Source organism: Flagellimonas marinaquae (assembly GCF_003992675.1).
In the GTDB taxonomy this organism is placed as follows: Bacteria; Bacteroidota; Bacteroidia; order Flavobacteriales; family Flavobacteriaceae; genus Flagellimonas; species Flagellimonas marinaquae.
In genome coordinates this window covers 244506-270843 of the sequence record NZ_RZMZ01000014.1, presented here as the reverse complement: position 1 = coordinate 270843, position 26338 = coordinate 244506, and the positions used below count along the sequence as shown (strand labels likewise).

Genomic DNA, 26338 nt, shown 5'->3' with positions numbered 1-26338 from the left:
AAAGATGGGATGTGGATGGATTCCCGCCTGCGCGGGAATACAAAAAGAACACAATATGAGAAAAGGATTACTGGACATACTAAAAGGAAAGTTTTTGGTGAGCGGGGATGCTCCCAAGAACTGGATGTTTTTGTTGTTTGCCTCTTTCTTGGCGGCTTTGATGATTTCCAGCAGTCATAATGCCGATAAAAAAGTATTGGAGATTGCCGAACTCAATGAGGAGGTTAGAAAACTTAAAAGTGAGTTTTTCGAAGCCCGTTCCAGTGTACAGCAATTGAAACTCGAATCGACCTTGCGGGAGGTGGTGGCCGAAAAAGGATTGGTGCCATCACAAAACCCACCAAAAAAAATCAAAGTTAAATCAGCGGAATAGTGGCCATTACGGAAAAAAATATCATGAACAGACTGTACCTCGTAGCTGGGGGACTTCTTGTTTTGGCCATTGCCGTAGTGGTAAAGTTGGTGGATATCCAAATGGTGCAGGGCGAAAAATATAAGGAGCTCGCCTTGAGCAAGACCGAGAAGATGTTTACCATTGAGCCCAATCGGGGTAACCTATACTCGGAGGATGGTAGCTTGTTGGCCGCATCCGTTCCCAAATATGAAATCAGGTTCGATGCGCAGACCGTCTCCCAAGAAAATTTTGAAAACTACGTGGGAGCCCTTTCCGATTCCTTGGGCAATATGTTCGACAGACCTTCTTCGTATTACAGGCAATTGTTTAGAAAAGCGCGTGCCAATGGTAATCGATATCAATTGGTGGCCCGTAATGTGGGCTATCTGGATTATGTCCGCATCAAACAATTTCCATTGTTCAATCTAGGACCCTATAAAGGTGGATTCATAGAAACGCATCGAGTGGTTCGGGAATATCCTTTGGGAAAAATGGCGGCCAGAAGTATTGGTTATGAGCGTGTGGATGAAAATGGATACTACACACGTGTGGGGCTGGACGGTGCCTTTGGAGAAACCTATTTGAGGGGCAAAGAAGGCAAGCGATTAAAGCAGAAAATAGCCAAGGGACAATGGAAGCCTGTTGGGCTGGACAATATTGTGGAGCCCAAAGATGGTTTGGATGTGGTGTCCACCATCGACATCAACATACAGGATATTGCCCATCACGAATTGCTAAAGCAACTCGAAAAATATAAGGCAGACCACGGTTGTGTGGTGGTCATGGAAACAGAGACGGGCGAAATCAAGGCGATTTCCAATTTGGGAAGGACCTCAGAAGGAAAATATTACGAAAAATTGAACTATGCGGTCGGGGAGTCCCATGAGCCAGGTTCTACCTTTAAATTAATGTCCATGGTAGCTGCTTTGGAAGACAAGGTCATCGATACGAGTACCGTGATTGATACCGAAAAAGGCCGCTATCGTATCTATGATGGGGTGGTGAAAGATTCCAAGTGGGGCGGATATGGTAAGATTTCGGCTGCCGAGGCCTTTGCTGTTTCCTCCAATACCGCTTTCGCCAAAATCATACATGAAAATTACAAAGAGCAACCCGAAAAGTTCGTCAATCGCCTGATGAACATGGGGCTTCATAAAAAATTGGACCTTCCCATTATAGGGGAGGGCGACCCGGTCATTCGGTACCCTGGCGATAAAGGATGGTCCGGTATTTCCCTTGGTTGGATGTCGCATGGGTATGAGGTTTCGCTCACCCCGATTCAAACTTTGGCCTTTTATAATGCCATTGCCAACGATGGCGAATATGTAAAGCCCCGTTTGATACAAGAGGTCCGGGAGGGAAACAAGGTGGTCAAGCGATTTGATAGAGAGGTGCTCAATCCTTCCATCTGTTCCAAGGAAACCGTAAAAAAAGCACAACAACTTTTAAAGGATGTTGTGGAGAAGGATTATGGAACCGGCCATCGAATGTATTCCAAAAACTTTTCCATGGCAGGCAAAACCGGCACCACGCAAAAGAATTATGTGGAGAAGAACCCAGATAAATTGGCGTACATATCATCTTTCGCGGGATATTTTCCGGCAGATGATCCAAAATACTCGTGCATTGTTGTTATCCATGAGCCGGATAAAGAAGAGGGCTACTACGGTGCTGATGTATCGGGTCCTGTATTCAAGTCCATGGCACAAAAGATTCATGCCATTTCACCCATGGTCGATGAGGTAGATGGCAAACTGATAGAGGACAAAAAGCTGGACGAAGCATACAAACAATACTTTGCCCAAGTCCAAAAGAAACACAGTACTGTTCCCAATCTCAGAGGAATGAGTGGAATGGATGCAGTTTCCTTATTGGAGAATTTAGGAATAGAAGTGGAGGTGCATGGTAATGGAAAGGTTAAAAATCAATCAGTGAACCAAGGAACTAGCATCAAGCAAGTCAAAAAAATAGTATTGGAGCTTTCATGAAGTTATTGAAGGACATATTATATGGAGTAAGTCTCTCCGCAGTGAGCGGGGATACCAACGTTATGGTGAACGATGTGCATTTCGATTCCAGAAGAGTGGAGATGGATGATGTGTTCGTGGCCATTCGTGGTACGGTAGCCGATGGTCATAACTTTATCCAAAAAGCCGTAGACTTTGGGGCCAGGGCCATCGTTTGCGAAGAACTTCCCGAGCTCATGGTGAACGGCGTTACCTATTTGCAGGTTGCTAATTGCAATAGTGCCTTGGCCGTAATCGCTTCCAATTTTTATGGTAACCCATCCAAGAACCTGAAACTGGTCGGGGTAACGGGTACCAACGGAAAGACTACGGTAACCACACTCTTGTACAATTTGTTCAAAAAAGCTGGATTTAAGGTGGGATTGATTTCTACCATCAAAGTGCTGGTGGATGATCAGGAATACAAAGCAACCCATACGACTCCCGATGTGCTTACCACCAACAACTATCTGTCCAAAATGAACGAAGTTGGGGTAGAGTTCTGCTTTATGGAAGTAAGCTCACACGGAATCCATCAGAAAAGAGCTGAGGGATTGCATTTTGAAGGCGCCATTTTCACCAATTTGTCCCACGATCATTTGGATTACCATAAAACCTTTGCCGAATACAGAGACACCAAGAAAAAGTTGTTCGACGGACTGTCCAAAAAGGCATTTGCCTTGGTAAATAACGACGATAAAAATGGTTTGGTGATGCTGCAGAACACCAAGGCCAAAAAATATACCTACGCCTTAAAATCCTTTGCTGATTACAGGGCCCAAATTTTGGAAAAACAATTCAACGGTCAGTTGTTAAAGGTAGATGACAATGAATTGTGGTCTAGGCTAATTGGGGACTTCAATGCGTACAATTTACTGGCCATTTACGCCACCGCCGATATTTTGGGTCTCGAAAAAATGGAGATCCTACGATTGATGAGTGAGCTGGAAAATGTGGATGGCAGGTTTCAATATTACATATCAAAAGATAAGATAACGGCTATTGTTGATTATGCCCATACGCCGGATGCACTAAAAAATGTGTTGATAACCATCAATGCATTGAGGACTGGAAATGAAAACGTCATCACCGTAGTGGGGTGTGGTGGTGACCGTGACAAGTCTAAGCGTCCGGTTATGGGTCATATCGCATCCGAAATGAGCAACCAGGCCATATTTACTTCGGATAACCCAAGAACCGAATCGCCCACAACCATCATCGAAGAGATGGAGGCTGGAGTGGAAGCGCAGAACGTTCGCAAGGTGCTGTCCATAGAAAATAGAAGACAGGCCATTAAGGCCGCTTGCAAATTGGCGGTGCCCAACGATATTATCCTAGTGGCGGGAAAGGGCCACGAAACCTATCAGGAAACCAATGGGGTCCGGGTAGAGTTTGACGATTTTAAAGAAGTAAAAGAAGCGCTGGAAAGCCTAAAAAAGTAATGTAGTCCATGCTATACTATCTGTTCGAATATCTAGAGAAACAATACCAGCTTCCCGGAGCGGGACTTTTTCAGTTCCTCACCTTTAGGGCGGCCATGTCCGTATTGTTGTCCCTGTTGATAGCGATGGTCTACGGAAAGCGTATCATTATTTTCCTTCAGAAAAAACAAATAGGCGAAAGTATACGTGACCTTGGCTTGGAAGGGCAGAAACAAAAAGCAGGAACGCCTACCATGGGCGGATTGATCATCATCATCTCGACCCTTTTGCCCGTGATTCTTTTTGCTGACATTAAAAATATTTACGTCATCCTGTTGATCGTGACCACTATTTGGATGGGCATTATCGGTTTTGTTGATGACTATATTAAAATCTTTAAAAAGGACAAACAAGGTCTTAAAGGAAGGTTTAAAGTGATGGGCCAAGTGGGCTTGGGACTGATTGTTGGGCTCACCCTCTATTTCCATCCTGCAGTAACCATCAAAGAGAAGGACACCACCACCATAACCAAAAACTTTCAAGTGGAGCAGGTCTACGGCAAAGAGACCAAAACACTTAGGACCAACGTCCCGTTTTTCAAGAACAACGAACTAGATTATGCCGATTTCATTTCATGGATGGGTGAAGGAGCGGAAGACTATGCGTGGCTCATCTTTATTCCTGTGGTGATTTTGATCGTGACAGCCGTATCCAACGGTGCAAATTTGACCGATGGCATCGACGGACTGGCAGCAGGTTCATCGGCAATTATAGTATTGACCCTTGGGATTTTTGCCTGGATATCTGGAAACATACTGTTCTCAGGCTATCTCGATATTTTCTATATACCTCGGGTAGGGGAATTAGTGGTGTTCATTGCCGCTTTCGCTGGAGCTTTGGTGGGCTTTTTATGGTACAACACCTTTCCGGCTCAAGTATTTATGGGAGATACGGGCAGTTTGACCATCGGGGGCGTCATTGCCGTAATCGCCATCATAGTCAGAAAAGAACTATTGATTCCCATTTTATGCGGAATCTTCTTTGCTGAGTCCTTATCCGTGATGTTGCAGGTGGGCTACTTTAAGCATACCAAGAAGAAATATGGAGAGGGCAAGCGCATATTCTTGATGGCGCCGTTGCATCATCATTATCAGAAGAAATCTTATCACGAAAGCAAAATAGTGACCCGTTTTTGGATTATCGGAATTATGCTGGCCATCATCAGTATCGTTACCCTTAAAATTCGATAGGCATGGGTCGTTTGGTGATACTCGGAGGAGGAGAAAGTGGCGTTGGAACAGCCATTTTGGGGAAGCAAAAAGGATTTGAGGTCTTTGTTTCGGACAAAGGCGAAATCCAAGAAAAATATAAAGAAGTTCTTGAACATTTTGAGATTGAATGGGAATCCGGTGAGCATACCGAAGCCAAAATTTTGAATGCCGACCTGGTGATGAAAAGCCCTGGCATTCCAGATAAGGTGCCGTTGGTAAAGGAACTGGTTGAAAAAGGGGTGCCCGTGATTTCGGAAATTGAATTTGCATCGAAATATACGGATGCCACTTTGATCGGAATCACTGGGAGCAACGGAAAAACCACCACGACCATGCTTACCTATCACCTTCTGAAAAATGGAGGTCTGGATGTAGGTATGGCAGGGAACATCGGCGACAGTTACGCCAAAATGGTGGCCGAAAAGGACTTTGACCACTATGTGTTGGAGATAAGCAGTTTTCAGTTGGACGGTATTGTGGATTTCAAACCGCATATCGCCATAATCACCAACATCACACCCGACCATTTGGACCGATATGAGTACAAATTTGAAAACTATATCGCCTCCAAATGTAGGATAGGCATGAATCAAGATGCCAACGATTATTTGATTTATGATGCTGATGATGACGTGATTCGGGAGGCATTGAAAAAGCACCCTATTCAATCCAAATTGGTGCCCTTTTCGGTAAAGCAAAAATTGGAAGAAGGAGCTTGGTTGGAAGACAAAACGATAAAAATAAAATTAGAACATAAAACCTTGGAAATGAGTGAAGATATTTTGGCCTTGGAAGGTCAGCACAACGTAAAAAACACAATGGCCGCAAGTATGGCTGCCATGTTGGTGAAGGTCAGAAAAGAGGCCATTCGCGACAGTATTCAATCGTTTCAGGGCGTACCCCATAGATTGGAAAAAGTGTTGAAGATCAATCATGTGGAATACATCAACGATTCAAAAGCCACTAACGTGAACGCTACGTATTATGCTTTGGATGGTATCAAGAAGCCCATTGTTTGGATTGTCGGTGGTGTGGATAAAGGGAACGACTATGCTGAGTTAATGCCAATGGTACGAGAAAAAGTAAAGGCCATTGTTTGCTTGGGCGTTGACAATTCCAAATTGATCGATGCTTTTGGCAACGTAATCGACTTGATGGTAGAGACCTATTCCATGGAAGAGGCCGTTAAAGTTGCCTACAAAATCGCCGAACGAGGGGATGCCGTATTGCTGTCCCCGGCATGTGCCAGCTTCGACCTGTTCAAAAATTATGAGGATAGGGGAAATCAATTTAAAAACGCCGTAAAAAATTTGTAGAACGTGTTCGCAATTTTCAAAAATCTGAAAGGTGATAAAGCCATTTGGGGCGTAGTGGCCCTCTTGGCACTTTTCTCATTTTTGCCTGTATACAGCGCTAGTACCAATTTGGTTTATGTAAACGGGGATGGGACCACTTTTGGGCATTTGGTCAAGCATGCCGTACTGCTCTTTTTGGGCTTCGGAATTATCTATGCCGTGCACAGGATACCTACGCATTATTTTAAAGGCTTGTCCATTATCGCCATGCCCATCGTAATTCTATTGTTGATTTACACCTTAACGGTTGAAACCCGAATTGGTGGGGTTACGGCCAACCGATGGATCAAGATTCCTTTGGTCGGGGTCAATTTTCAGACATCAACACTGGCAGCTGTGGTTTTGATGATTTGGATAGCACGATACCTTACCAAGATCAAGGATGTCAAGATTACTTTTAAAGAAAGTATTTTGCCGCTCTGGCTGCCTGTGGCCTTGGTAGTACTATTGATTTTGCCCGAAAACTTTTCTACGGCCGCCATTATCAGTTTGATGGTGCTGGTACTATGCTTTTTGGGCGGATACCCGTTAAAATATCTGTTTGCTATGGTAGCTACGGGAATCGTATTTGCGGGAATGTTTCTGTTTGTACTGTTCAAAGCACCGGAGGTATTGCCACAACGTGCTGGAACTTGGAAATCACGGATAGAGACCTTTATTCATCCTGAGCAAGCCGACAAGGACGACCTGCACCAGTTGACCCTGGCCCAAATAGCGGTAGCCGAAGGTGGCGTGGTGGGCAAAGGAGCAGGGAAGAGTGTGATGAAGAATATGTTGTCGCAAAGTACATCGGATTTCATTTTTGCCATCATCATTGAAGAATATGGATTGTTGGGCGGGGGAGCTTTGCTCTTCTTTTATCTCTTATTGCTGTTCCGTATCGTGGTTGTGGCACATTCATCCAAAACGGTTTTTTCAAAATTATTGGTGATTGGCGTAGGGCTGCCGATTGTGTTTCAGGCCTTTATCAATATGGCCGTGGTGGTGCAGTTGTTCCCGGTTACCGGTCAGCCGTTGCCATTGATAAGTATGGGGGGAACCTCCATTTGGATGACCTGTATGGCCATCGGAATCGTATTGAGCGCGAGTAACAAAAAAGAAAATTTAGAGGAGCAATCCCATGGAATAGATGAAACAAACCCTTTAGAAGTATTAAGTGGACAGATATAGGTTTATACTTTCTGGGGGAGGAACGGGAGGACATATTTACCCTGCCGTGGCTATTGCGAATGAGTTGAAACGGAGATATCCCGATGCAGAATTCTTGTTCGTAGGAGCCAAGGATAAAATGGAAATGGAAAAAGTACCACAAGCCGGATATGAAATAAAGGGCTTGTGGATAAGTGGAATACAACGGAAACTGACATTTAATAATCTCATGTTTCCCTTTAAATTGATAAGTAGTTTGTTCGAAGCACGCAAAATAGTGAAGCAGTTCAAGCCCCATGTTGCCATAGGCACTGGAGGGTTTGCCAGCGGACCATTGTTGAGAATGGCCGAGAGCTCGGGCGTTCCCTGTGTGCTTCAAGAGCAGAATTCCTTTGCGGGAATCACCAACAAACTATTGGCTGGAAAAGCGGAGAAAATCTGTGTGGCCTATGATGGCATGGAGCGATTTTTTCCAAAGGAAAAGATTGTGAAGACTGGTAATCCTATCCGTACCGATTTAGTGAACACGAAAGTAGGCAAGGATGAAGCAGCTACCTTTTTTGGATTGGATAGCAGTAGAAAAACCGTACTGATACTTGGTGGTAGTCTTGGGGCAAGACGAATCAATCAATTGATTGAAAAGGAACTAGAATTTTTTGAAGAACAAGGATTGCAGGTGCTTTGGCAATGTGGCAAATTATATCATGAAGAATACGCCAAGCACGAATCCGATACGGTAAAGGTCATGGCCTTCGTCGACCGAATGGATTTGGCCTACGCCGCCGCCGATGTTATCATCTCAAGGGCAGGTGCGGGGTCGGTCTCTGAGCTTTGTTTGGTGGGTAAACCAGTCATTTTTATTCCATCGCCCAATGTGGCGGAGGACCATCAAACTCAAAATGCCAAAGCCTTGGTTGCGAAAGATGCTGCAATCATGCTTAAGGAGTATGACTTGGATGCGGAATTTGAAACCCGTTTTTCAAACTTAATGGCCTCCGAAGAGTTACGAGAAAAATTGGGAAAAAACATCAAAAAAATGGCTATGCCCAAGGCTACGGAACATATTGTGGATGAAATTGAAAAATTATTAAAGAAATAATGCAGGGAAACGATTTGCAAAATATGGAAAAGTGTCACCTCGAGCGCAGTCGAGAGGTGGCAATAATGTTCCCAAGCAATGTTCTCGACTGCGCTCGAACTGACAGGAAGACTGTATGAATTTGAAGGATATACATAGCGTTTATTTTATAGGTATTGGTGGTATCGGAATGTCCGCCTTGGCGCGCTATTTCACATTCGTGGGCAAAGAGGTGGCTGGGTATGATCGCACCCCTACGCCCATCACCGATGGTTTGATGGAAAATGGTGTTTCCGTGCATTTTGAGGACAACGTCGATTTGATTTCCGATACTTTCAAACATCCGGACACCTTGGTGGTCTATACCCCTGCAGTTCCTTCGAAACATTCCGAATTCCAGTTTTACAAAAACGGAGGTTTCAACCTTAAAAAGCGTTCCGAGGTGTTGGGTATCATCACTAAAGATTCCTTTTGTTTGGCCGTTGCTGGCACACATGGTAAAACCACTGCATCCAGTATTTTGGCACATTTGCTCAAGGAGTGTGAATTGCCCATGACCGCATTTTTGGGCGGTATTTCGGAAGATTTCGATAGCAACTTTGTGTTGGATGGCACCGAATATTCGGTAGTGGAGGCTGATGAGTTCGATCGTTCGTTTTTACGATTGACGCCAACAGTGGCTTGTATCACATCCATGGATGCCGACCATTTGGATATTTATGGGACAAAGGAAGAATTGGAGCATTCATTCCGCGAATTTGTGGAACTAATCAAGCCGGGCGGAAAGCTGTTCGTGCGAAAGGGACTTCCTTTGGAAGGAACCACTTTTGGCATAGAGGATGGAGCCGATTACTGCATAGAAAACATCAAAATTGAACATGGAGCCTACATATTTGATATCGTAACACCTTCCGAGGTGATCAGGGACGTAAAGTTCAACAAGCCGGGTAGACACAATCTGCTCAATGGATTAGCTGCTTTTGCGATGGCGGTGCAAACAGGTTGCCCACCTCACCGCCTTGCCAAAGCTTTGGAAACCTTTAAGGGGGTACAACGCAGATTTTCATACCAAATTAAGGAGGAGAATTTTGTTTTCATCGATGATTATGCGCACCATCCAACGGAAATTAGTGCGGTGCACCAAGCGATTCGTGAGATGCACGCAGGACAAAAGATAACCGTCATTTTTCAGCCCCACCTTTTTTCACGTACGCAGGATTTTGCGGATGATTTTGCAGCAAGCCTTTCCGATTTTGATGAAATCATCCTGTTGGACATTTACCCGGCCCGCGAAGAGCCTATTGAGGGTGTTACATCGCAATGGCTGTTGGACAAAATAGAAAACCCCAATAAAAAACTGATGTCAAAATTGGAATTATTGAAAGAGGTAAAGAACTGTAAAACAGGGGTGTTGGTTGCTCTTGGTGCAGGGGATATTGGAATGGAAGTGCCAAAAATCAAAAAAATAGTGGGTTATGCGCATTAATTGGGATTACATAAAACTTGCATTTTTGTCGGTTGCCGTAATTGCGCTTTACGGGTTTGCCGGCCAAAGAAACGAACGCAGAACGGTACAGGGAGTGACCGTAAAATTTGTGGGTGAAAACAATTTGTATTTAACTGAAGATGCGGTTAATAAATTGTTAATACAAAAATACGGAGCTCTAGAGAATAGGTCCAAAGAACAGTTAGTTTTGAATAACATAGAGGAGGTTATACTATCCAACGATATGGTCAAAAATGCCCAGGTCTATCTCACTGTAAACGGGGAACTTGTATCCAAGATTGTTCAGCGAAAGCCAATTGGAAGAATAGAAGGCACCTCCAAATTTTATTTGGATGATGAGGGCAAACGCATGCCGTTGTCGAGATACCATTCGGCAAGGGTGCCCATCATTACAGGGAAAATCACGGGAAAAACCCTCGAGGATGCCTACGTGATTTTGGATTATATCAACAATGATGATTTTTTGAGAAAGAATGTCATTGGGATACATATAGAGGAAGAAAGTAAATATCAGCTTAGGTTCCGCATGGAAAACTTTGTGGTGAACCTGGGCGGAGTGGACAATTTGAACAAAAAGTTCAAAAATTTTATGGCCTTTTATGCAAAGGCGGCCAAGGACAATTCCTTGGAGGATTATGCAACGGTGAGTTTGGAATTCAACAATCAAGTGGTTTGCACCAAAATATAACGTATGGAACAAGGTAATTATTCAGTTGGGTTGGATATAGGAACTACCAAGATCGTAGCGATCATAGGTAGGGAAAATGAGTATGGAAAAATCGAGATTTTGGGCACCGGGCGGTCTAAAAGTTTGGGTGTTCACCGTGGTGTGGTCAACAACATTACACAGACCATATCCTCCATACAGCAAGCTGTGGAACAGGCCGAATTGAATTCCGGTCTAAAAATCGGCTCCGTGGTCGTGGGCATTGCTGGTCAGCACATCCGTAGCCTACACCACAGCGATTATATCACCAGGCCCAATTCTGAAGAAGTGATAGACAATGAGGATTTGGACAAGCTGTGCAACCAAGTGTACAAGTTGGTGATGCTTCCGGGTGAAGAAATCATCCATGTGCTGCCTCAGGAGTACAAAGTGGATGGACAGTCCGAAATCAAGGAGCCTGTTGGGATGTATGGTGGTCGATTAGAGGCCAATTTTCATGTTGTGGTAGGCCAAGTTTCTTCGATAAAAAATATTGGAAGATGTATCAAAAGTGCTGGGTTGGACTTGGGCAACATCACGCTGGAACCATTGGCGTCCGCAGATGCCGTTTTAAGTCAAGAGGAAAAAGAAGCCGGTGTTGCTTTGATTGATATAGGTGGCGGAACCACGGATTTGGCCATCTTCAAGGATGGAATCATTCGTCACACCTCCGTTATTCCTTTCGGGGGCAACGTCATCACAGAGGATATCAAAGAAGGTTGCTCGATTATCGAGAAGCAAGCTGAACTGTTGAAGATAAAATTTGGTTCTGCTTGGCCCGGAGAGAACAAGGATAATGAAATTGTATCGATACCTGGGCTTAGAGGCCGAGAGCCCAAGGAAATTACCTTGAAAAACCTTTCCAAGATCATTCACGCACGAGTGGTGGAAATCATCGAGCAGGTGTATGTGGAAATTAAAAATTACGGTCACGAAGAGCAAAAGAAAAAATTGATTGCAGGCATCGTACTTACTGGAGGCGGAAGCCAATTGAAACATTTGAAGCAATTGGTCGAATACATTACGGGAATGGATACCAGAATAGGTTATCCTAACGAGCACTTGGCTGGTGATTCGGACGAGGAAGTGGCTAGCCCGTTGTACGCTACCGCTGTCGGCTTGCTGATGAATTCCTTGGAATCCAAGAAGAAAAATAGAAAAATAAAACACCAAGAAGAAGAACTCAAGGAAGAGGAGGTCTTGGTAGGTGAGGAAACCGAGATGGGAGCTAAAGCCAATACAGTTACCCATACGGAGCGTAAATCCATTTTTGATAAATGGTCAGAAAAGTTGAAGGACTTTTTGGACAATGCAGAGTAATAACCCCAATAGAGAAACACAACTGTCATGAGTAAGAACACTGAATTTGACAACATCGCTTTTGATCTGCCCAAGAACAAGAGCAACGTAATTAAAGTTATAGGTGTTGGTGGGGGCGGAAGCAACGCCATCAACCACATGTTCCAGGCCGGTATCAACGGAGTGGATTTTGTAATCTGTAATACAGATGCCCAAGCCTTGCAGAACAGTCCAGTGCCCAACAAAATCCAGCTAGGGGTTTCCCTTACGGAAGGATTGGGTGCAGGTGCCAATCCTGAGATTGGCGAACAAGCTGCCTTGGAGAGTATGGAAGACTTGAAGGCCATGTTGGAGCACAATACCAAAATGGCATTCATTACGGCAGGAATGGGCGGAGGAACTGGTACTGGTGCTGCTCCGGTTTTAGCCAAATTGGCCAAGGAGATGGATGTTCTTACCGTGGGGATCGTTACCATGCCATTCCAGTTCGAAGGTGCCATGCGTAACAAACAAGCACAACTTGGAATTGAAAAGCTTCGTGCCAATGTGGACTCCTTAATCGTCATCAACAACAATAAACTTAGGGAAGTATACGGTAATCTTGGGTTTAAGGCAGGTTTCTCAAAAGCTGATGAAGTTTTGGCCACTGCGGCAAGGGGTATCGCAGAGGTAATTACACATCACTACACCCAGAACATTGACCTTAGGGATGCCAAAACTGTGCTTTCAAACAGTGGAACGGCCATTATGGGCTCATCAACAGCATCCGGTTCTGCAAGGGCAACAGAAGCGATCATGAAAGCATTGGATTCACCATTGTTGAACGATAATAAGATCAACGGTGCCAAAAATGTGTTGCTATTGATTGTTTCCGGTTCACAGGAAATCACTATAGATGAAATCGGTGAAATCAATGACCATATCCAAATAGAAGCTGGCCATGGAGCCAACATTATCATGGGGGTAGGAGAAGATGAAAGCCTTGGTGAAGCCATTGCAGTTACTGTTATTGCGACAGGATTCAATGTGGACCAGCAAGACAATATTGTAAACACAGAGTCCAAAAAGGTGTTTTACACTTTGGAAGACGAACAAATCGCCGAGCAAGATTTAACACCCGAATCAACATCGGTGCAGGAAGTCAGAACGGAAAAGGTACCAGCTCCACAACCGGAACCAACCCCTGAGCCAGAACCAAAGGTGGTGAAACATACTTTGGAAATGGAAGAGGAAGAGCCAGTGGCCAAAGTTCCGGCAAAGGACCCTGATTTGATTCCGACGACCAGCTATATCAGGAACTTCAATGTGTTCTATGAGGAAGTGGTCGCAGATAAGGTTGAAGATGATTTTGTCATTATTGAAGCAAAGAACGTTATCGATAGTTTTGATGTCATCGATGCCGAAGTGGTGTCGCCAAAGAGCAATGAAGACCAGTTTACGCTTAGCTTTGATATGCCTTTGAACCATACTGAGGAAGAAGAAGAAAAGCAGCATACGGTCACCTTTAATCTTGATGATGACGGTCTAGGGGATGTAGAAGTAAACGATTATGTAGAGGTAAAACCTGTGCTGGAATACAAGAAGGAAGGGGAGACCCGATATGATCTTCAAGAGTATATGGAGTTGGAGGAACGTTTGACAGGAGCCAAATCCAAAGCGGAGACCCATGAGCCAAAATTAGTGGAGAACGAGCTTGTTTTTGAGAAAAAAACGGTCAAGGTTGAAGAAAAAGAAGGTTCTGGCAAGCAAGAGGAAATTACGGATAGCCTTGACCCCATGAACAGTTCCATCAGCGAAATTTTGAAGAACCGTGCCGATGAGCGTAGAAGAAAATTGAAAAATTTCAACTATAAGTTCCAAAATAACAGGAGCAGTATAGATGATATCGAAAAGGAGCCTGCATACAAACGCCAAGGAGTGGATTTGAGTGATGTTCCGAAGGAGCAAAAGGTCTCCAGAACCACATTGGGGGAGGACAGCAACGATGACCTGCAACTGCGTTCCAACAACTCTTTTTTGCACGATAATGTTGATTAGTAGTGTTTAGATTAACTTCCATTTTTATGGAAAGCATAAACCCGAAGGTGACCATACTTTCGGGTTTATTTTTTATCTTCGCGCTCTAAATGGAAATAGATGAGTTTGCAGGATAAGGTAATGACTGAGATGAAGGCCGCAATGAAGGCGAAGGATACCGTTGCCTTGGAAGCGTTGCGAGCCATTAAATCAGCTATTTTGCTGGCCAAAACCGATAAAGGCGGTGGAGCAGAATTGTCTGAAGAGGATGAGATAAAATTGGTTCAGAAATTGGTAAAGCAACGCAAGGATAGCGCTGTAATTTACCAAGAACAAGGTCGTGAAGACTTGGCCGAACCAGAATTGGCACAGGTTGCTGTGATTGAAAAGTTTTTGCCGGAACAGCTAACCGAAGAGGAAATAGAAAAAGTGGTCGTACAGACCATTGATTCTGTTGGTGCTTCGGGAATGCAGGATATGGGCAAGGTGATGGGGATTGTTTCCAAGGAGTTGGCCGGTCAGGCTGACGGGAAGACCATTTCAGCCATTGTCAAGGCAAAACTGGGTTCGTAGGATAAAATAATTGGCCCAGTAGTTCAACTGGATAGAATATCAGATTTCGGCTCTGAGGGTTGGGGGTTCGAATCCTCCCTGGGTCACCACAAAAAAGCAAGCTTTAGTTGTAAGCTTGCTTTTTTGTTTTCATGGAAAGTGAATATCTTGATTGTTTCATCTTTTTGATTTCGGCTTAAGATAAATTAATAGTTCCCATTGGCAACAAGTTTTAAACTTCTGTTTTAAGTATTGGGCGATTTTTAATTGGATTACAAAAATGGAATCTCAGTTTATTTAACTAAAATGGTAAGGGTTACTTTGGTGCCTAGCGGTTTACCATGGCTATCATGAATATCTTCAAAATTTACAGTAGAATCGTTGAAACTATTTTTTCTAAGATTATCTAGGCGCTTTTTTATCAGGGATATCCCTATGGATTTATGACGGGTATAGTTTGTTTTACGTTCTTGACTGGCTGCACGCCCAATACCATTGTCCACGATAATACATTCAATGATATCATTATCCTTTTTATTAAAATAAATCCAGATGTTTTTGGGTCCATTGGTTTTGGGTATTAATCCATGGATTATGGCATTTTCAACAAAGGGCTGGGAAACCATTTGAGGAATTTCTATTGTATTGGGATTGATTTCTTTATCGATTTCAATGCTATATTCAAATCCATTATCAAATCGCAAAGCCTCAAGATCCATATAGGTTTTTAAAAAACTTATCTCGTTTGACAAAAGGATACTTTCTTGCGAGGAACTTTCCAAAGTGAACCTCATTAGTTTGCTAAATTTTCCAAGATAATTCAAAGCATTTGTCCTATTCCCGGACAATACCAATTGTTGTATGGAATTCATAGCGTTAAAAAGGAAATGTGGATTGAGCTGGGAACGTAAAAGCTTGATGTATGTCATGGAAGCTTCTTGCTCCGTCTTTATTTTTTCTTTGTTTTCCAAGTGCACTTTATAGCCCAAACCGAGAGAAAATACCGTTATTTCTCCTATGGCTGCCAACCTAAGATAATTTCCATTTCCAGTAAGATATACCAGAACGGAACCCGTGCCATAAATCAAAGACCCAATTATGATAAACCAATTTAGGTTTGATTTAAAGTTTATGGATAGATATAATATGGCGAACAATACCAAAATAGATAAAAGAACTGCTCTTATATCCAAAAGCACAAGGTGAAGCGTATATTTTTCAAAAATGATCACGGCAGTATCAAACAAGAGCCAGAAAATAAAAATTATCACAGCTCCTTGAATCACTTTGTCCAATATGGGATAGTTAATAGTTGTTCCTAAAAAGTGCTTCTGGAATAATGCATAAAACATCCCGGCCAAAAGTTCAAACGCATTATTTAATATAAAATTCACTAAGGAGTAATTTCCTATGTGATTGGCATACCAGTCTATCCCGAAGCGACCTAGAAAAAGGGCCAATGATAGCGCATACAAACTATAATAAATATATTCACGTTGTTTGAAAGTGCGATAAAAGATTAAGCTTATTACAATGCCCACAAAAACACCTCCCCACAATAAATAGCTCAATGCTATAATGTTTGATTGTGCTACGTGTACATAATCTTTAAGAAACTTATGTTGCTCTTTGGGATACAACATAAACTTTTTATTTCCGAGGATTTGTCTATTGTTTAGCTTAGAAAACTTTAATAGAAGAAATTGATCATTCAATAATTGATCACGTGAAAACTCAAAACTACCGGTAAAATCTTTATTCAGTTCAAAACTGCCCAGAATAGTGGAATCCAGCCTACCCTCGTTAAGAAAGTATATTTTGGCAAGGTTTAGATAACCTATATCCAAAATCCACTTGCTATCGTCTTGTGCCTTTTCCGGAAAAACCGAGGAAAAATCTAGTTTGGTCCAATAAATATTTTTTGGTGAGGTCGTTTTGGAATCAGGGGGAGCTTTGAAATCAATTTGTGACATATTGCCATTGAAACTGACCGTGTCCAATTGAGTTTCAAAAATGGTATATGGGATTGATTGGGCTATTTGCGAGACTAACGGTTGGACAAAAAAAAATAACACGAAAAACAAGATTCCACCACTAAACCCTATCTGTAGCTTCTCTTTTTTCATTATTGAGCCGTCTTTATATAAATCATTATGGGGTAAATGACTTCAATTAAAATAGGCAATTCTTGGCTGTTTTTTTGAGACTTTTTTAATAAATCATCTAATTTTTTCAGTTGGGTGTATTTTGTAAGTAATTAATACATATCACTAATCTTTAAACGATTATTTAATTCAGAAAAAAAGGGTTAAATTTTTGTTATAGTGTTTTGTATCAATGGGTAATAAGGGACAAACCTGAGGTATTCAGGTTCAGGTACGCTGGGGATTGATATGCTTCTTGTTTTTTTGGCAGTTATGGTATAAACTTGATTTATTTTCAGCCTACCATTTTTGTTTTCATAGGTTTATGCCACCTTATCAATCTTTGCGGCATCTACGATCGATATTTTCTGCATTTTTGCCAACAGACGCGGGCCGTTAACAGGTTTTGTGAGAAGGTCGTTCGCCCCTAATCGGAAAATCTTTTTACGTGTTTTCGCGGTATTGTCGGCGGTGAGCACTAAAATGGGAATTTTTGGTTCACAAGGAGCCTTTCCACTTCGTATGATGGAAGTGGTCTCAAAACCATCCATTTCGGGCATTTGCAAATCCATCAAAATAAAATCAAAGCTACCATCTTTTAGTATTTCAAGTGCTTCTTTACCATGGTTGGCTATGCTAAGTTTCGCATTGGGCAAGTTCTTTTTGAACAACAGTTTTACCACGGTTTGGTTCATTTTGTTATCCTCCACAAGCAGTACATTGTATTGATTTGACTCATTCTTATCAACAATGGCATTTGGAACTGGCTCCAAAATCTCTTCATCCTCCTCTATCTCAAAATTCAAACTCAGTTTACAGATGGTACCTTTAACATCATTGTCAATGAACTCAACGGTTCCCTTCTGTAAGTCGACATAGGTTTTTACAATGTAAAGGCCTAGGCCCAAACCACTGAACTCCCGCTTGTCCATGAAGGATTTCTTGGTGAACGATTCAAAGATGGTGCTCATCTTTTCTTTAGATATCCCAATTCCGGTATCCTTAATGGTAAAATCGAGTGATGCTCTGTCATCTTTCTTTTTGCAAGCGATGTCTATATCCACTGCACCTACATTGGTAAATTTAATGGCATTGTCCACTAAATGATTCAAGATTTGGGTAAGCTTGGCCTTGTCACCCACGATGCGGGCAGGTAAATTTTCATCAACTGAGCTCTTAAACTCCAACCCTTTGGCAAGTGCTTTCTTTCTCTGTTGATCGATTACTTTTTGTAGAGTCGGTTTCAGTTCAAAGGGTACTTCTTTGAGTTCTTGATCGCCCTTTTCGATGACGGTAAAATCCAAGATATCCTCAATATGGCCCAAAAGGTTCTTGGATGAGCCCAAGATCAATTTGCACTTTTCTTCGAGCTCCTTATCCTGTTTTTCCTCTTTAAGTGAAGAGGCTACCGCCATGATCAGGTTTAAGGGAGTTCGCAATTCATGGCTGATATTGGATAAAAAGGATGATTTGATTTGGTTCATGTCCTCAGCTCTTTGCAGCGCCAATAGTTGGTTTTGCTCATTTTGCATTCTAAGGTCCCTTATCCTGTTGATCATGGAGATGGATAGGAATGCAATTTCCAAGCCTATGCCAAACTTGGCCCCATTACTGGTAAGGAACGAATTTTCAATCGCATTGAAATTGTTCAGGATAAAAACAATAAACCCGATAAGCAAAAAGGAAATACCTATGATGAAGTAGGGGTCAATTTTTACTTTTTTGATTTTCAACACAACTATAGAAACAATCATGTGGGCCAAAACCAAGATGCCCAAACCATTGGCCAATGGATAACAGTACTCAAATGACGGGGCAACGGCCAATAGGGTGAGACCTACAATCAAAGAAAAGGCCAATACCTTGTTGGCGATGTGCAACACAGGGCTATTTTTTTTCAAATCGAGGTAGGAGCCACCATATTTGCCAAAAAAGAAAAGGGAAACAAAAGCCGTTAACAGTACGGCTCGATCGGACAGCCATCCTCCCTGTGGGGTAAAATATTGATGGAAAAAGCCATCTAACGAGAATTGCATCAATGCAATAAAAAGTACATAAAGCGGGTAATACAAAAAAGCCCGGTCCCTTAAGGCAAAAAAGAAGAATAGGTAAATGATGCAGGCCAAGATCAAGATTCCGTAAAAGAAACCATAGAATACCTGTTCTTTGTAGGTAAGCTCAAAAAAACTACTCTCTTGGTACAGTTTCATGGGAAGCATGACCACTTCGCCATCACTTTTTAGATGTAAAAAGGCCTGTAACTTTTCATTGGGCTTTAGCCGTATGTCAAAAATGGATTTTCTATGTTGGACACTCTTTTTGGCAAACGGGATTTGATCACCGCTGATTTGCTTACTTACTTTGCCATTTTTATTGACTACATACAATTCGACCACATCCGTGATGGGTCGGGCAGTTTCCAAATAATAATTGGCAAACTGGTCCGATGGATTATCCAAGGTAAATTTTAGCCAATAGTGTTCATTGGAAAACCCGAGGTTTTCCTTTACACTGGTCAATGGAACAAAATCCGCTTCTTTATGTCCTTGGATTTCCTTAAAGCTATAAGCTTTTTCACCTGCGAAAAACAGAGAGGTCTGGGAACGAAGGGAAATAATATCGGAATCGATTTTTTCAGGATGCAGTTGTGCATGGCAAACGAAGGACCATAATAAAAACAGGACCGAAATACCGGCATAGGATGTGGGGGGAGTTATGCGGCGCATGAAGTAGGCTTTTTAGGTTCGCCATTGGGAAAGCGAACATATTTGCTTATTTGAACGTTGGCAATGCCTGGATTATTTCATTTTATGCGATTAACAGGCTTTTCTAGGGATATGATGCGATGTAATGCCAAAATCTTCGATGAACGAATAAAAGAATAAGCCCGATGCACATCGTTTATGTCGCATCGGGCTTGCGTGGTTCCATATGTAATAGGTAGGTAGGCTTATAGCCCTAGAATCTTGGATGCCTCTTTATAGTTGTTCAGATTTAAACCGCTTGCTTCTGATACGTTTGCTGGCACTAGTACGTAACGGACATTATAGTTCGGGTTGTTTGCGTAACTTGGAACAATGTTGTCTGAACTACTCATTGTGATAGTGATTCCACTAGTATCAGTAGAATCATAAAGTGCAAAATCGACATACAGGTTGCCTAAGGTAGCCGGAAGTGAATAAACAACAGTATCTGATTCATCAAGTATTAGCTTAAAATATACCATGATAACTCCACCCGTGGTGATAAATTCTTGCAAATCGATATCCTTAACTTCTATAAGCATGACTCCAAAATTTTGTTGTGAATTTAGGTTCCACTCAATATTTTGCCATTCAGAGGCGAGTACATCGGCATTCCCATCTTGTCCGGCTGGCCCTTGGGCACCATCTTTGCCATCAATACCGTCCTTTCCGTCTTCAGGGGAACAAGAGGTTAAGAGTACACTAAGGCCCATAATCGCATACAGACCCATTTTCAAAAAATTCAAAGTTGTTGTTTTCATAATTTTTGATCTTTGTTAAGGTTCCATTTTGGACTTGGTTTCGGGTTTTCACAGTTAGTGTTTCTTTACCCTTCGTTGGCCAAAATCTTAGATGGAGGTTGTTTGTTTCGATGTCAAAGTTAGATGGAGATTTTATCCGATTTTGAACCAATTGACGGATGCCCCTTTTGAATTGACGGATGGGCCTTTTGGGTTGATCTGTGAAAATCAGGATGCGAATTATCTTACAATTTTTTATTGCTTTTGATCTTTTGGGTGGTTACGGAAAGTCGTGTCTAGGGACTATTACATTTCATAATTGAAGAAATTAGCAAGGCAACTGAAAGGATTTTATGCGGTTCTTGACTAATCCTTGGGTAATGCATTCATTCCTACCATAAATACATCAGAAAATCATGCGAATATTTTTAATACTGTTCATACTGTCCACAAGTACCTCCGGTTGGACACAGTCCATCGATTACAATACCAAAAACGGCTACGCCATCCACGGCTACGATGTGGTTTCCTATTTTGAGGGCGAACCAGTCGAGGGAAAAAAGGAGTTTACTACAACATACGACGGTACCAAATTCCAATTTGCGAGCAAAGCCCATTTGCAAAAGTTCCAGAGCGACCCAACGGCCTATTTGCCAAAATATGGGGGCTATTGTGCCTATGCTGTTGCCGTTAATGGGAAGAAGGTGAATGTTGACCCACTTACGTATGAAATCAGGAAAGGCAGGCTCTATCTGTTTTATAACAAAGGCAAAAACAACACCTTGGAGTTTTGGCTCAGCGAATCGCCAAACGAGTTGGTCTCCAAGGCAGACGAGAACTGGGAGCAAATCAAAAATTGAATATTCTTTCTATCTTAATGGACCAATAATCAAAAAACGAATCGAAACCACCAATAAATAAACATCATGTTCAAATCATCCATGGAAACCTTGGAGCAGTTTAAGCAAGTGCTTTTGGAGTTGCCTGCCGACTGTTATTCCCAACCCTGCAAAACCTTGTCCGATGCCTCGATTGGCCAGCATACACGACACATTATTGAACTATACCTTTGTTTGGTCCAAGGGTATGATTTTTCCAAAATTTCGTATGACCGCAGGGAGCGTAACCTTCAGATTGAAGAGGATTTGAGCTATGCGTTGGAATGCATTTCATACATTCAACAACATTTGGAAAAACCAAACAAGCCGATTCGGATTAGCTACGAACTGGGAGGTGAAGAAAATGATTTGGATTCCAATTATTTTAGGGAGGTGATGTACAATTTGGAACACACCATACATCATCAAGCCTTGATCAAGGTAGGGATTCAATATTTTTCCAACCAAAATATACCGGAGTCCTTTGGGGTAGCCCCGTCCACCATGCAATATAGAAAGCAATGTGCACAGTAAGTTTTATTTCCCAAGGTGAAAATTACTGGATTACCTCCAACAGGGATGAACATGTGTCGAGACCGTCAGCATTGGAGCCCAAAGAAGTGATAATCGGTAATGTAAAGGTTCTTTTTCCAAAAGATGCCAAAGCGGGGGGTACCTGGTTTGCGCTGAAGGAAGATGGCGCCGTTGCCGTCTTGCTGAATGGGGCCTTCGTGAATCACACATCCAACGGAAATTATGCCAAAAGTAGGGGGTTGGTGCTGTTGGACATCATAGCTTCGGAAGAGCCCTTCGTGTTTTTGGAAAATATGGATTTATTTCAGATTGAGCCCTTTACTTTAGTATTTTTTCATAAGAAATTGTTGGAATTTAGATGGGATGGTCACCAGAAATATTTCAAGCCCTTGGACCCTCAAGAGAACCATATATGGTCATCCGCAACTTTATATCGAGATGATGTCATTGCACACCGGAAGCACTTGTTTGAGAAGTTTATAGCGGACAGTAATGCCATTTCTCATGAAAAGATAATGGATTTCCATTCCAACAATCATAGTGACTTTGAAAACGGTTTTATTATTGATCGACAAACAGGGTTGAAGACCTTTAGCGTTACCCAAGTGGTTTTGCATTCCGAGCAAACCGTAATGCGCCATTTGGATTTGCGAAGCGATAAATTTTTTCAAGTACCTTTCGCGCCCAATCAACTCATGCACTAACGGCCATGGATTTTTTCAAGTTGACATGGCATCGCATCACCTATTGGGAGTATTGGCCCTTCTGGTTGATTTATTATCCCATGTTTCCCGTTTGGCTCTATTATTCGTTCAAGGCGAGGTCGATTTTCTTTTTTAACGCTGCCAATCCTAGCATGAAGAATGGTGGTATGGCGATGATTTCCAAAATGGACATCTACCAAATGATCCCTCCACAGTTCATCCCCAAAACCTTGTTCGTGGATAAAAATGCCGCCGCTAATGTGACTTTGGAGCGTGTTATGGACCAAGGCATTCATTTTCCGTTCATTGCGAAACCTGATATTGGGATGAAAGCGTTTGGCGTGGAAAAAATTCATACCGAGGAGGAATTTGAGCAGTATGTGCAATGGAGTCCATCCCATTTTTTGGTGCAGGAACTGATTCCCTACCAAAACGAAGTGGGCATCTTTTATGTGCGAAGGCCTGGAGAACCATCGGGTACCATTACCGGTGTGGTGTCCAAGGAGTTTCTATCCATTACCGGCGATGGCCATAACAATATGTTGGAGCTCATCAAGAAAAATCCTAGAAGTCATCTACAACTAAAAGTACTGCGAAAGAAATACGGTGCCCGACTGAATGACATATTGGAAGCAGAGGAAACCATGGTTTTGGTGCCCTACGGAAGCCATACCCGAGGAGCCAAATTTGTGGATATCAGTCATCGAATAAATTCTGATTTGATAAAAACCATTGATGGCATTTGCGCTCAAATGAACGGATTTTATTATGGTCGGTTAGATGTGCTGTGCAACTCCTTTGAAGATTTGTGTGAAGGTCGCAACTTTAGCATCATCGAAGTGAACGGGGCAGGAGGGGAGGCGACTCACATTTACGACCCCAAGCACTCCTTGTGGTGGGCTTGGCGAGAAGTAGCCCGACACTGGGGCATGTTGTGTGAAATAAGCATACTTAACAACCAAAAGGGGCATGCCTACTTAAGTTTTCGTGATGGGAGATCTATGCTGAAGCAAAATGGTGCCTTGCAGTCCCGCTTAAAGTTTCATTGAGAATTACTCAGCTTTCTGTGCTGCTAATTCCAATTTGTGCTTGATAGCAGTCATGATGATGGGTGCATGAATTCGGGAGTTCTCTATAAACCATTTATGGGTTTCCATCCCACCACAGATGACGCCTGCCAAAAATAAACCGTCAACATTGGTCTCCATGGTTTCAGGGTCATACTTTGGAAGTCTTTTGGAATCATCCGACAAGGCAATTCCCAATTTTTCCAAAAAAGCAAAATTGGGGCGATAGCCTGTAAGCGCCAGCACAAAATCGTTATCTAAGGTAATTTGGCCGTCAGGAGTTTCGATGATAATCTCATTGGGCCTGATTTCCTGAACAGTAGAATTATAAAAAGCCTTAATACTGCCTTCCTCAATACGGTTAATGATGTCGGGGCGCACCCAGTACTTTACCCTAGGACCAACTTCAGGGCCACGAATGATCAAGGTCACTTCAGCACCTTTACGCCAACACTCCAATGCCGCGTCTATCGCCGAGTTACTGGCACCAATAACCGCCAACTTTTGGCTGGCATAAAAATGTGGGTCGTTGTAATAATGCGATACCTTGGGCAAATCCTCCCCGGGGACATTGATGGTGTTGGGCAAATCGTAAAAGCCAGTGGCGAGTACTACATTTTTCGCAACATATTCACCCTTATCAGTTTTTACCAAAAAGGAATCTTCCTGTTTTTCGGTATCCAGCACTTTTTCAAATAGATGAATGTTGAGTTGGTTGGAGGTCACAATACGGCGGTAGTACTCCAAAGCTTCGTTGCGTTTGGGTTTGGCTTCCTTGCTGATGAAAGGAATCCCGTCGATTTCAAGTTTTTCCGAGGAAGAGAAAAATTGCATGTTCACTGGATAATTGAACAACGAATTCACTATGGTCCCTTTTTCAATGATGATATAGGAAATCCCTTGTTTTTTCGCTTCCAGCCCGCACGCAATCCCAATGGGACCACCTCCTATGATGACAACATCAAACTCCTGCATTATGCAATTTTTTCCTTTAATTCTTTAATTGTAGCCCTTGGGTCTTCACTTTTGAAAACAAAACTGCCCGCTACCAATACATCTGCCCCATGGTCTATTAGTTTTTTTGCATTTCCTGCATTTACACCTCCATCGATTTCAATCAAGGTTTTGGCCTTCTTGCGGTTGATGAGCGCCTTGAGGTCTGCCACTTTTTGGTAGGTGTTTTCGATAAACGATTGCCCGCCGAATCCCGGATTTACACTCATCACAATAACAATATCAATATCCTGAATGGTGTCCTCCAGTAAATTTATCGAAGTATGCGGGTTAATGGCCACACCTGCTTTCATACCTTCGGCTTTGATGGCTTGCAGGGTTCTGTGTAAATGTGGACATGCTTCGTAATGAACCGTGAGATGGTTCACCCCCAAATCGGCAAAGGTTTTGATGTACCTATCGGGATCAACAATCATTAAATGGGTGTCCAATGGTTTTTTGGCATGTTTGGCAATGGCCGCTATCACGGGCATTCCAAAGGAAATGTTGGGCACGAACACCCCGTCCATAACGTCCAAATGGAACCAGTCGGCATCACTTTGATTTACCATTTCTATTTCCTGTTGAAGATTGGCAAAGTCGGATGCCAGTAGCGAAGGGGCAATCATTGATTTGTTCATGTCACAAAGTTAGCCAATTAGGGCCATCTTTAAACGAAAAAAACTCCGGTAATCAGCCGGAGTTTATTCATCAATCAAAAAACGAACAGTCATGATAAACTGTTATATCTTACTAAATTACAACTTTCCTGCCAAAAATCAAATTTAAGGATAGTTTAACTGTAATTTAGAGCGTGTTTTTTACACTTTATCCTAAATAGGTCTTTAAAATCTTACTTCTGGAAGTATGTTTTAGCCTTCGGATAGCCTTCTCCTTAATCTGACGAACGCGTTCCCTTGTCAGATCAAAAGTTTCGCCGATTTCTTCCAAGGTCATGGAATGTTGACCTGCCAAACCAAAGTAAAGTCTAATAACGTCGGCTTCACGCGGCGTCAAGGTCTCCAGCGCACGCTCGATTTCCGTACGAAGGGAGTCGTGCAAAAGTTCCTTGTCCGGGTTAGGGGATTCACCACTGCGCAATACATCGTACAGGTTGGAATCCTCACCATCGATCAAAGGTGCATCCATGGATACGTGGCGACCCGAGTTTTTCAAGGATTGCTTCACATCTTCCACGGTCATGTCCAATTCTTTGGCAATTTCCTCGGCAGATGGTGGACGTTCATGCGCTTGCTCCAAAAAAGCAAAGGTTTTGTTGATCTTGTTGATGGAACCGATTTTGTTCAAAGGCAAACGAACAATACGGGACTGCTCCGCCAAGGCCTGAAGAATGGATTGGCGAATCCACCAAACAGCATAAGAAATAAATTTAAATCCACGGGTTTCATCAAAACGTTGAGCTGCTTTAATGAGTCCCAAGTTTCCTTCATTGATCAAATCAGGAAGTGTCAACCCTTGGTTTTGGTATTGTTTTGCTACAGAAACCACGAACCTAAGGTTGGCTTTGGTCAATTTTTCCAGGGCAACCTGGTCTCCCGCTTTAATGCGCTGTGCCAATTCCACTTCCTCATCGGCGGTAATCAAATCCACCTTTCCAATCTCCTGCAAATACTTGTCCAACGACGCGGTTTCCCTGTTGGTAACCTGTTTTGTAATCTTTAACTGTCTCATCTAATAATCCCTTCAAATTAAATTTGTGAACCGGAGCTCAATAGGTTATACGTTCAAAAAACAGAAAAAGTTACATTTTGATTACATT

Annotated in this window: 22 protein-coding genes and 1 tRNA gene; 17 read left to right on the top strand and 6 right to left on the bottom strand. The window is 42.5% G+C overall.

The genetic code is table 11. The features are described 5' to 3' along the window. Nucleotides 1-55: 55 nt before the first annotated feature. From EO130_RS08785 to EO130_RS08725, 13 genes are all read left to right on the top strand, one after another. Entirely contained in the window at nucleotides 56-373 is a 318-nt protein-coding gene (locus EO130_RS08785) for an FtsL-like putative cell division protein (protein ID WP_127141139.1), read from the top strand. Next, complete coding sequence (locus EO130_RS08780; RefSeq protein ID WP_127141138.1) at nucleotides 373-2382, top strand: penicillin-binding protein; 2010 nt, start codon at nucleotides 373-375, stop codon at nucleotides 2380-2382. Before EO130_RS08785 ends, EO130_RS08780 begins: the two co-directional genes overlap by 1 nt. After that, complete coding sequence (locus EO130_RS08775) at nucleotides 2379-3842, top strand: UDP-N-acetylmuramoyl-L-alanyl-D-glutamate--2,6-diaminopimelate ligase (RefSeq protein ID WP_127141137.1); 1464 nt, start codon at nucleotides 2379-2381, stop codon at nucleotides 3840-3842. Before EO130_RS08780 ends, EO130_RS08775 begins: the two co-directional genes overlap by 4 nt. A gap of 8 nt (nucleotides 3843-3850) precedes the next feature. Beyond that, nucleotides 3851-5071, top strand: coding sequence for a phospho-N-acetylmuramoyl-pentapeptide-transferase (gene mraY, locus EO130_RS08770; RefSeq protein WP_127141136.1), 1221 nt, complete (start codon nucleotides 3851-3853; stop codon nucleotides 5069-5071). 2 nt (nucleotides 5072-5073) lie between these two features. Next, nucleotides 5074-6408 carry a UDP-N-acetylmuramoyl-L-alanine--D-glutamate ligase gene (gene murD / locus EO130_RS08765; RefSeq protein ID WP_127141135.1) on the top strand — a complete coding sequence of 445 codons (1335 nt, stop codon included), beginning with the start codon at nucleotides 5074-5076 and terminating at the stop codon, nucleotides 6406-6408. Between the two features lie 3 nt (nucleotides 6409-6411). Beyond that, on the top strand, nucleotides 6412-7617 hold the full coding sequence (locus EO130_RS08760; protein ID WP_127141134.1) for an FtsW/RodA/SpoVE family cell cycle protein: 1206 nt from the start codon (nucleotides 6412-6414) through the stop codon (nucleotides 7615-7617). Next, nucleotides 7604-8695, top strand: a complete 1092-nt coding sequence (gene murG, locus EO130_RS08755) for an undecaprenyldiphospho-muramoylpentapeptide beta-N-acetylglucosaminyltransferase (protein WP_127141133.1) — start codon at nucleotides 7604-7606, stop codon at nucleotides 8693-8695. Before EO130_RS08760 ends, murG begins: the two co-directional genes overlap by 14 nt. Nucleotides 8696-8810: 115 nt before the next feature. Next, nucleotides 8811-10160, top strand: a complete 1350-nt coding sequence (murC, locus tag EO130_RS08750) for a UDP-N-acetylmuramate--L-alanine ligase (protein WP_127141132.1) — start codon at nucleotides 8811-8813, stop codon at nucleotides 10158-10160. Beyond that, complete coding sequence (locus EO130_RS08745) at nucleotides 10150-10869, top strand: cell division protein FtsQ/DivIB (RefSeq protein ID WP_127141131.1); 720 nt, start codon at nucleotides 10150-10152, stop codon at nucleotides 10867-10869. Before murC ends, EO130_RS08745 begins: the two co-directional genes overlap by 11 nt. 3 nt (nucleotides 10870-10872) lie before the next feature. Beyond that, nucleotides 10873-12207 carry a cell division protein FtsA gene (ftsA, locus tag EO130_RS08740; protein WP_127141130.1) on the top strand — a complete coding sequence of 445 codons (1335 nt, stop codon included), beginning with the start codon at nucleotides 10873-10875 and terminating at the stop codon, nucleotides 12205-12207. Between the two features lie 27 nt (nucleotides 12208-12234). Continuing rightward, a complete protein-coding gene (gene ftsZ, locus EO130_RS08735) occupies nucleotides 12235-14223 on the top strand; it encodes a cell division protein FtsZ (protein ID WP_127141129.1) in 1989 nt (662 codons plus the stop codon). Between the two features lie 99 nt (nucleotides 14224-14322). After that, complete coding sequence (locus EO130_RS08730) at nucleotides 14323-14775, top strand: GatB/YqeY domain-containing protein (protein WP_127141128.1); 453 nt, start codon at nucleotides 14323-14325, stop codon at nucleotides 14773-14775. A gap of 12 nt (nucleotides 14776-14787) precedes the next feature. Continuing rightward, nucleotides 14788-14864, top strand: a tRNA-Arg gene (locus tag EO130_RS08725). Between the two features lie 183 nt (nucleotides 14865-15047). Here the strand turns inward: EO130_RS08725 and EO130_RS08720 are convergent. The 3 genes from EO130_RS08720 to EO130_RS08710 all read right to left on the bottom strand — a co-directional run bounded on the left by EO130_RS08720 (nucleotide 15048) and on the right by EO130_RS08710 (nucleotide 20403). Continuing rightward, nucleotides 15048-16880, bottom strand: a complete 1833-nt coding sequence (locus tag EO130_RS08720) for a sensor histidine kinase (RefSeq protein WP_127141127.1) — start codon at nucleotides 16878-16880, stop codon at nucleotides 15048-15050. Between the two features lie 341 nt (nucleotides 16881-17221). After that, complete coding sequence (locus tag EO130_RS08715; protein WP_127141126.1) at nucleotides 17222-19624, bottom strand: hybrid sensor histidine kinase/response regulator; 2403 nt, start codon at nucleotides 19622-19624, stop codon at nucleotides 17222-17224. A gap of 224 nt (nucleotides 19625-19848) precedes the next feature. After that, nucleotides 19849-20403 carry a hypothetical protein gene (locus EO130_RS08710; protein WP_127141125.1) on the bottom strand — a complete coding sequence of 185 codons (555 nt, stop codon included), beginning with the start codon at nucleotides 20401-20403 and terminating at the stop codon, nucleotides 19849-19851. Nucleotides 20404-20798: 395 nt separating this feature from the next. Between EO130_RS08710 and EO130_RS08705 the strand changes: the two genes are divergently transcribed. The 4 genes from EO130_RS08705 (at nucleotide 20799) to EO130_RS08690 (ending at nucleotide 23547) form a co-directional block, all read left to right on the top strand. After that, nucleotides 20799-21242 carry a YHS domain-containing (seleno)protein gene (locus EO130_RS08705; RefSeq protein ID WP_127141124.1) on the top strand — a complete coding sequence of 148 codons (444 nt, stop codon included), beginning with the start codon at nucleotides 20799-20801 and terminating at the stop codon, nucleotides 21240-21242. A gap of 66 nt (nucleotides 21243-21308) precedes the next feature. Further along, nucleotides 21309-21794: a DinB family protein gene (locus tag EO130_RS08700; RefSeq protein WP_127141123.1), complete on the top strand. Its 486-nt coding sequence runs from the start codon at nucleotides 21309-21311 to the stop codon at nucleotides 21792-21794. After that, nucleotides 21782-22498, top strand: a complete 717-nt coding sequence (locus tag EO130_RS08695; protein ID WP_127141122.1) for an NRDE family protein — start codon at nucleotides 21782-21784, stop codon at nucleotides 22496-22498. Before EO130_RS08700 ends, EO130_RS08695 begins: the two co-directional genes overlap by 13 nt. 5 nt (nucleotides 22499-22503) lie before the next feature. Next, nucleotides 22504-23547, top strand: a complete 1044-nt coding sequence (locus tag EO130_RS08690; protein ID WP_127141121.1) for an ATP-grasp domain-containing protein — start codon at nucleotides 22504-22506, stop codon at nucleotides 23545-23547. A gap of 3 nt (nucleotides 23548-23550) precedes the next feature. On the opposite strand, the gene EO130_RS08685 is transcribed toward EO130_RS08690, so the two are convergent. The 3 genes from EO130_RS08685 to EO130_RS08675 form a co-directional block, all read right to left on the bottom strand. Next, nucleotides 23551-24540 (bottom strand): YpdA family putative bacillithiol disulfide reductase, encoded by a 990-nt coding sequence (locus EO130_RS08685; protein ID WP_127141120.1) that lies wholly within the window; start codon nucleotides 24538-24540, stop codon nucleotides 23551-23553. Beyond that, a complete protein-coding gene (gene rpe / locus EO130_RS08680; protein WP_127141119.1) occupies nucleotides 24540-25199 on the bottom strand; it encodes a ribulose-phosphate 3-epimerase in 660 nt (219 codons plus the stop codon). The genes EO130_RS08685 and rpe overlap by 1 nt, the downstream gene beginning before the upstream one ends. 187 nt (nucleotides 25200-25386) lie before the next feature. After that, entirely contained in the window at nucleotides 25387-26250 is an 864-nt protein-coding gene (locus tag EO130_RS08675) for a sigma-70 family RNA polymerase sigma factor (protein ID WP_100817395.1), read from the bottom strand. Between the last annotated feature and the right edge of the window lie 88 nt (nucleotides 26251-26338).

Excerpts from the sequence above, each read along its gene's own strand:
- EO130_RS08785 (WP_127141139.1), top strand. The coding sequence starts at position 56 with ATGAGAAAAGGATTACTGGACATACTAAAAGGAAAGTTTTTGGTGAGC.
- EO130_RS08775 (WP_127141137.1), top strand. The coding sequence starts at position 2,379 with ATGAAGTTATTGAAGGACATATTATATGGAGTAAGTCTCTCCGCAGTG.
- mraY (WP_127141136.1), top strand. The coding sequence starts at position 3,851 with ATGCTATACTATCTGTTCGAATATCTAGAGAAACAATACCAGCTTCCC.
- murD (WP_127141135.1), top strand. The coding sequence starts at position 5,074 with ATGGGTCGTTTGGTGATACTCGGAGGAGGAGAAAGTGGCGTTGGAACA.
- murC (WP_127141132.1), top strand. The coding sequence starts at position 8,811 with ATGAATTTGAAGGATATACATAGCGTTTATTTTATAGGTATTGGTGGT.
- EO130_RS08745 (WP_127141131.1), top strand. The coding sequence starts at position 10,150 with ATGCGCATTAATTGGGATTACATAAAACTTGCATTTTTGTCGGTTGCC.
- ftsA (WP_127141130.1), top strand. The coding sequence starts at position 10,873 with ATGGAACAAGGTAATTATTCAGTTGGGTTGGATATAGGAACTACCAAG.
- ftsZ (WP_127141129.1), top strand. The coding sequence starts at position 12,235 with ATGAGTAAGAACACTGAATTTGACAACATCGCTTTTGATCTGCCCAAG.
- EO130_RS08730 (WP_127141128.1), top strand. The coding sequence starts at position 14,323 with ATGAGTTTGCAGGATAAGGTAATGACTGAGATGAAGGCCGCAATGAAG.
- EO130_RS08720 (WP_127141127.1), bottom strand. The coding sequence starts at position 16,880 with ATGAAAAAAGAGAAGCTACAGATAGGGTTTAGTGGTGGAATCTTGTTT.
- EO130_RS08715 (WP_127141126.1), bottom strand. The coding sequence starts at position 19,624 with ATGCGCCGCATAACTCCCCCCACATCCTATGCCGGTATTTCGGTCCTG.
- EO130_RS08710 (WP_127141125.1), bottom strand. The coding sequence starts at position 20,403 with ATGAAAACAACAACTTTGAATTTTTTGAAAATGGGTCTGTATGCGATT.
- EO130_RS08705 (WP_127141124.1), top strand. The coding sequence starts at position 20,799 with ATGCGAATATTTTTAATACTGTTCATACTGTCCACAAGTACCTCCGGT.
- EO130_RS08700 (WP_127141123.1), top strand. The coding sequence starts at position 21,309 with ATGTTCAAATCATCCATGGAAACCTTGGAGCAGTTTAAGCAAGTGCTT.
- EO130_RS08695 (WP_127141122.1), top strand. The coding sequence starts at position 21,782 with ATGTGCACAGTAAGTTTTATTTCCCAAGGTGAAAATTACTGGATTACC.
- EO130_RS08690 (WP_127141121.1), top strand. The coding sequence starts at position 22,504 with ATGGATTTTTTCAAGTTGACATGGCATCGCATCACCTATTGGGAGTAT.
- EO130_RS08685 (WP_127141120.1), bottom strand. The coding sequence starts at position 24,540 with ATGCAGGAGTTTGATGTTGTCATCATAGGAGGTGGTCCCATTGGGATT.
- rpe (WP_127141119.1), bottom strand. The coding sequence starts at position 25,199 with ATGAACAAATCAATGATTGCCCCTTCGCTACTGGCATCCGACTTTGCC.
- EO130_RS08675 (WP_100817395.1), bottom strand. The coding sequence starts at position 26,250 with ATGAGACAGTTAAAGATTACAAAACAGGTTACCAACAGGGAAACCGCG.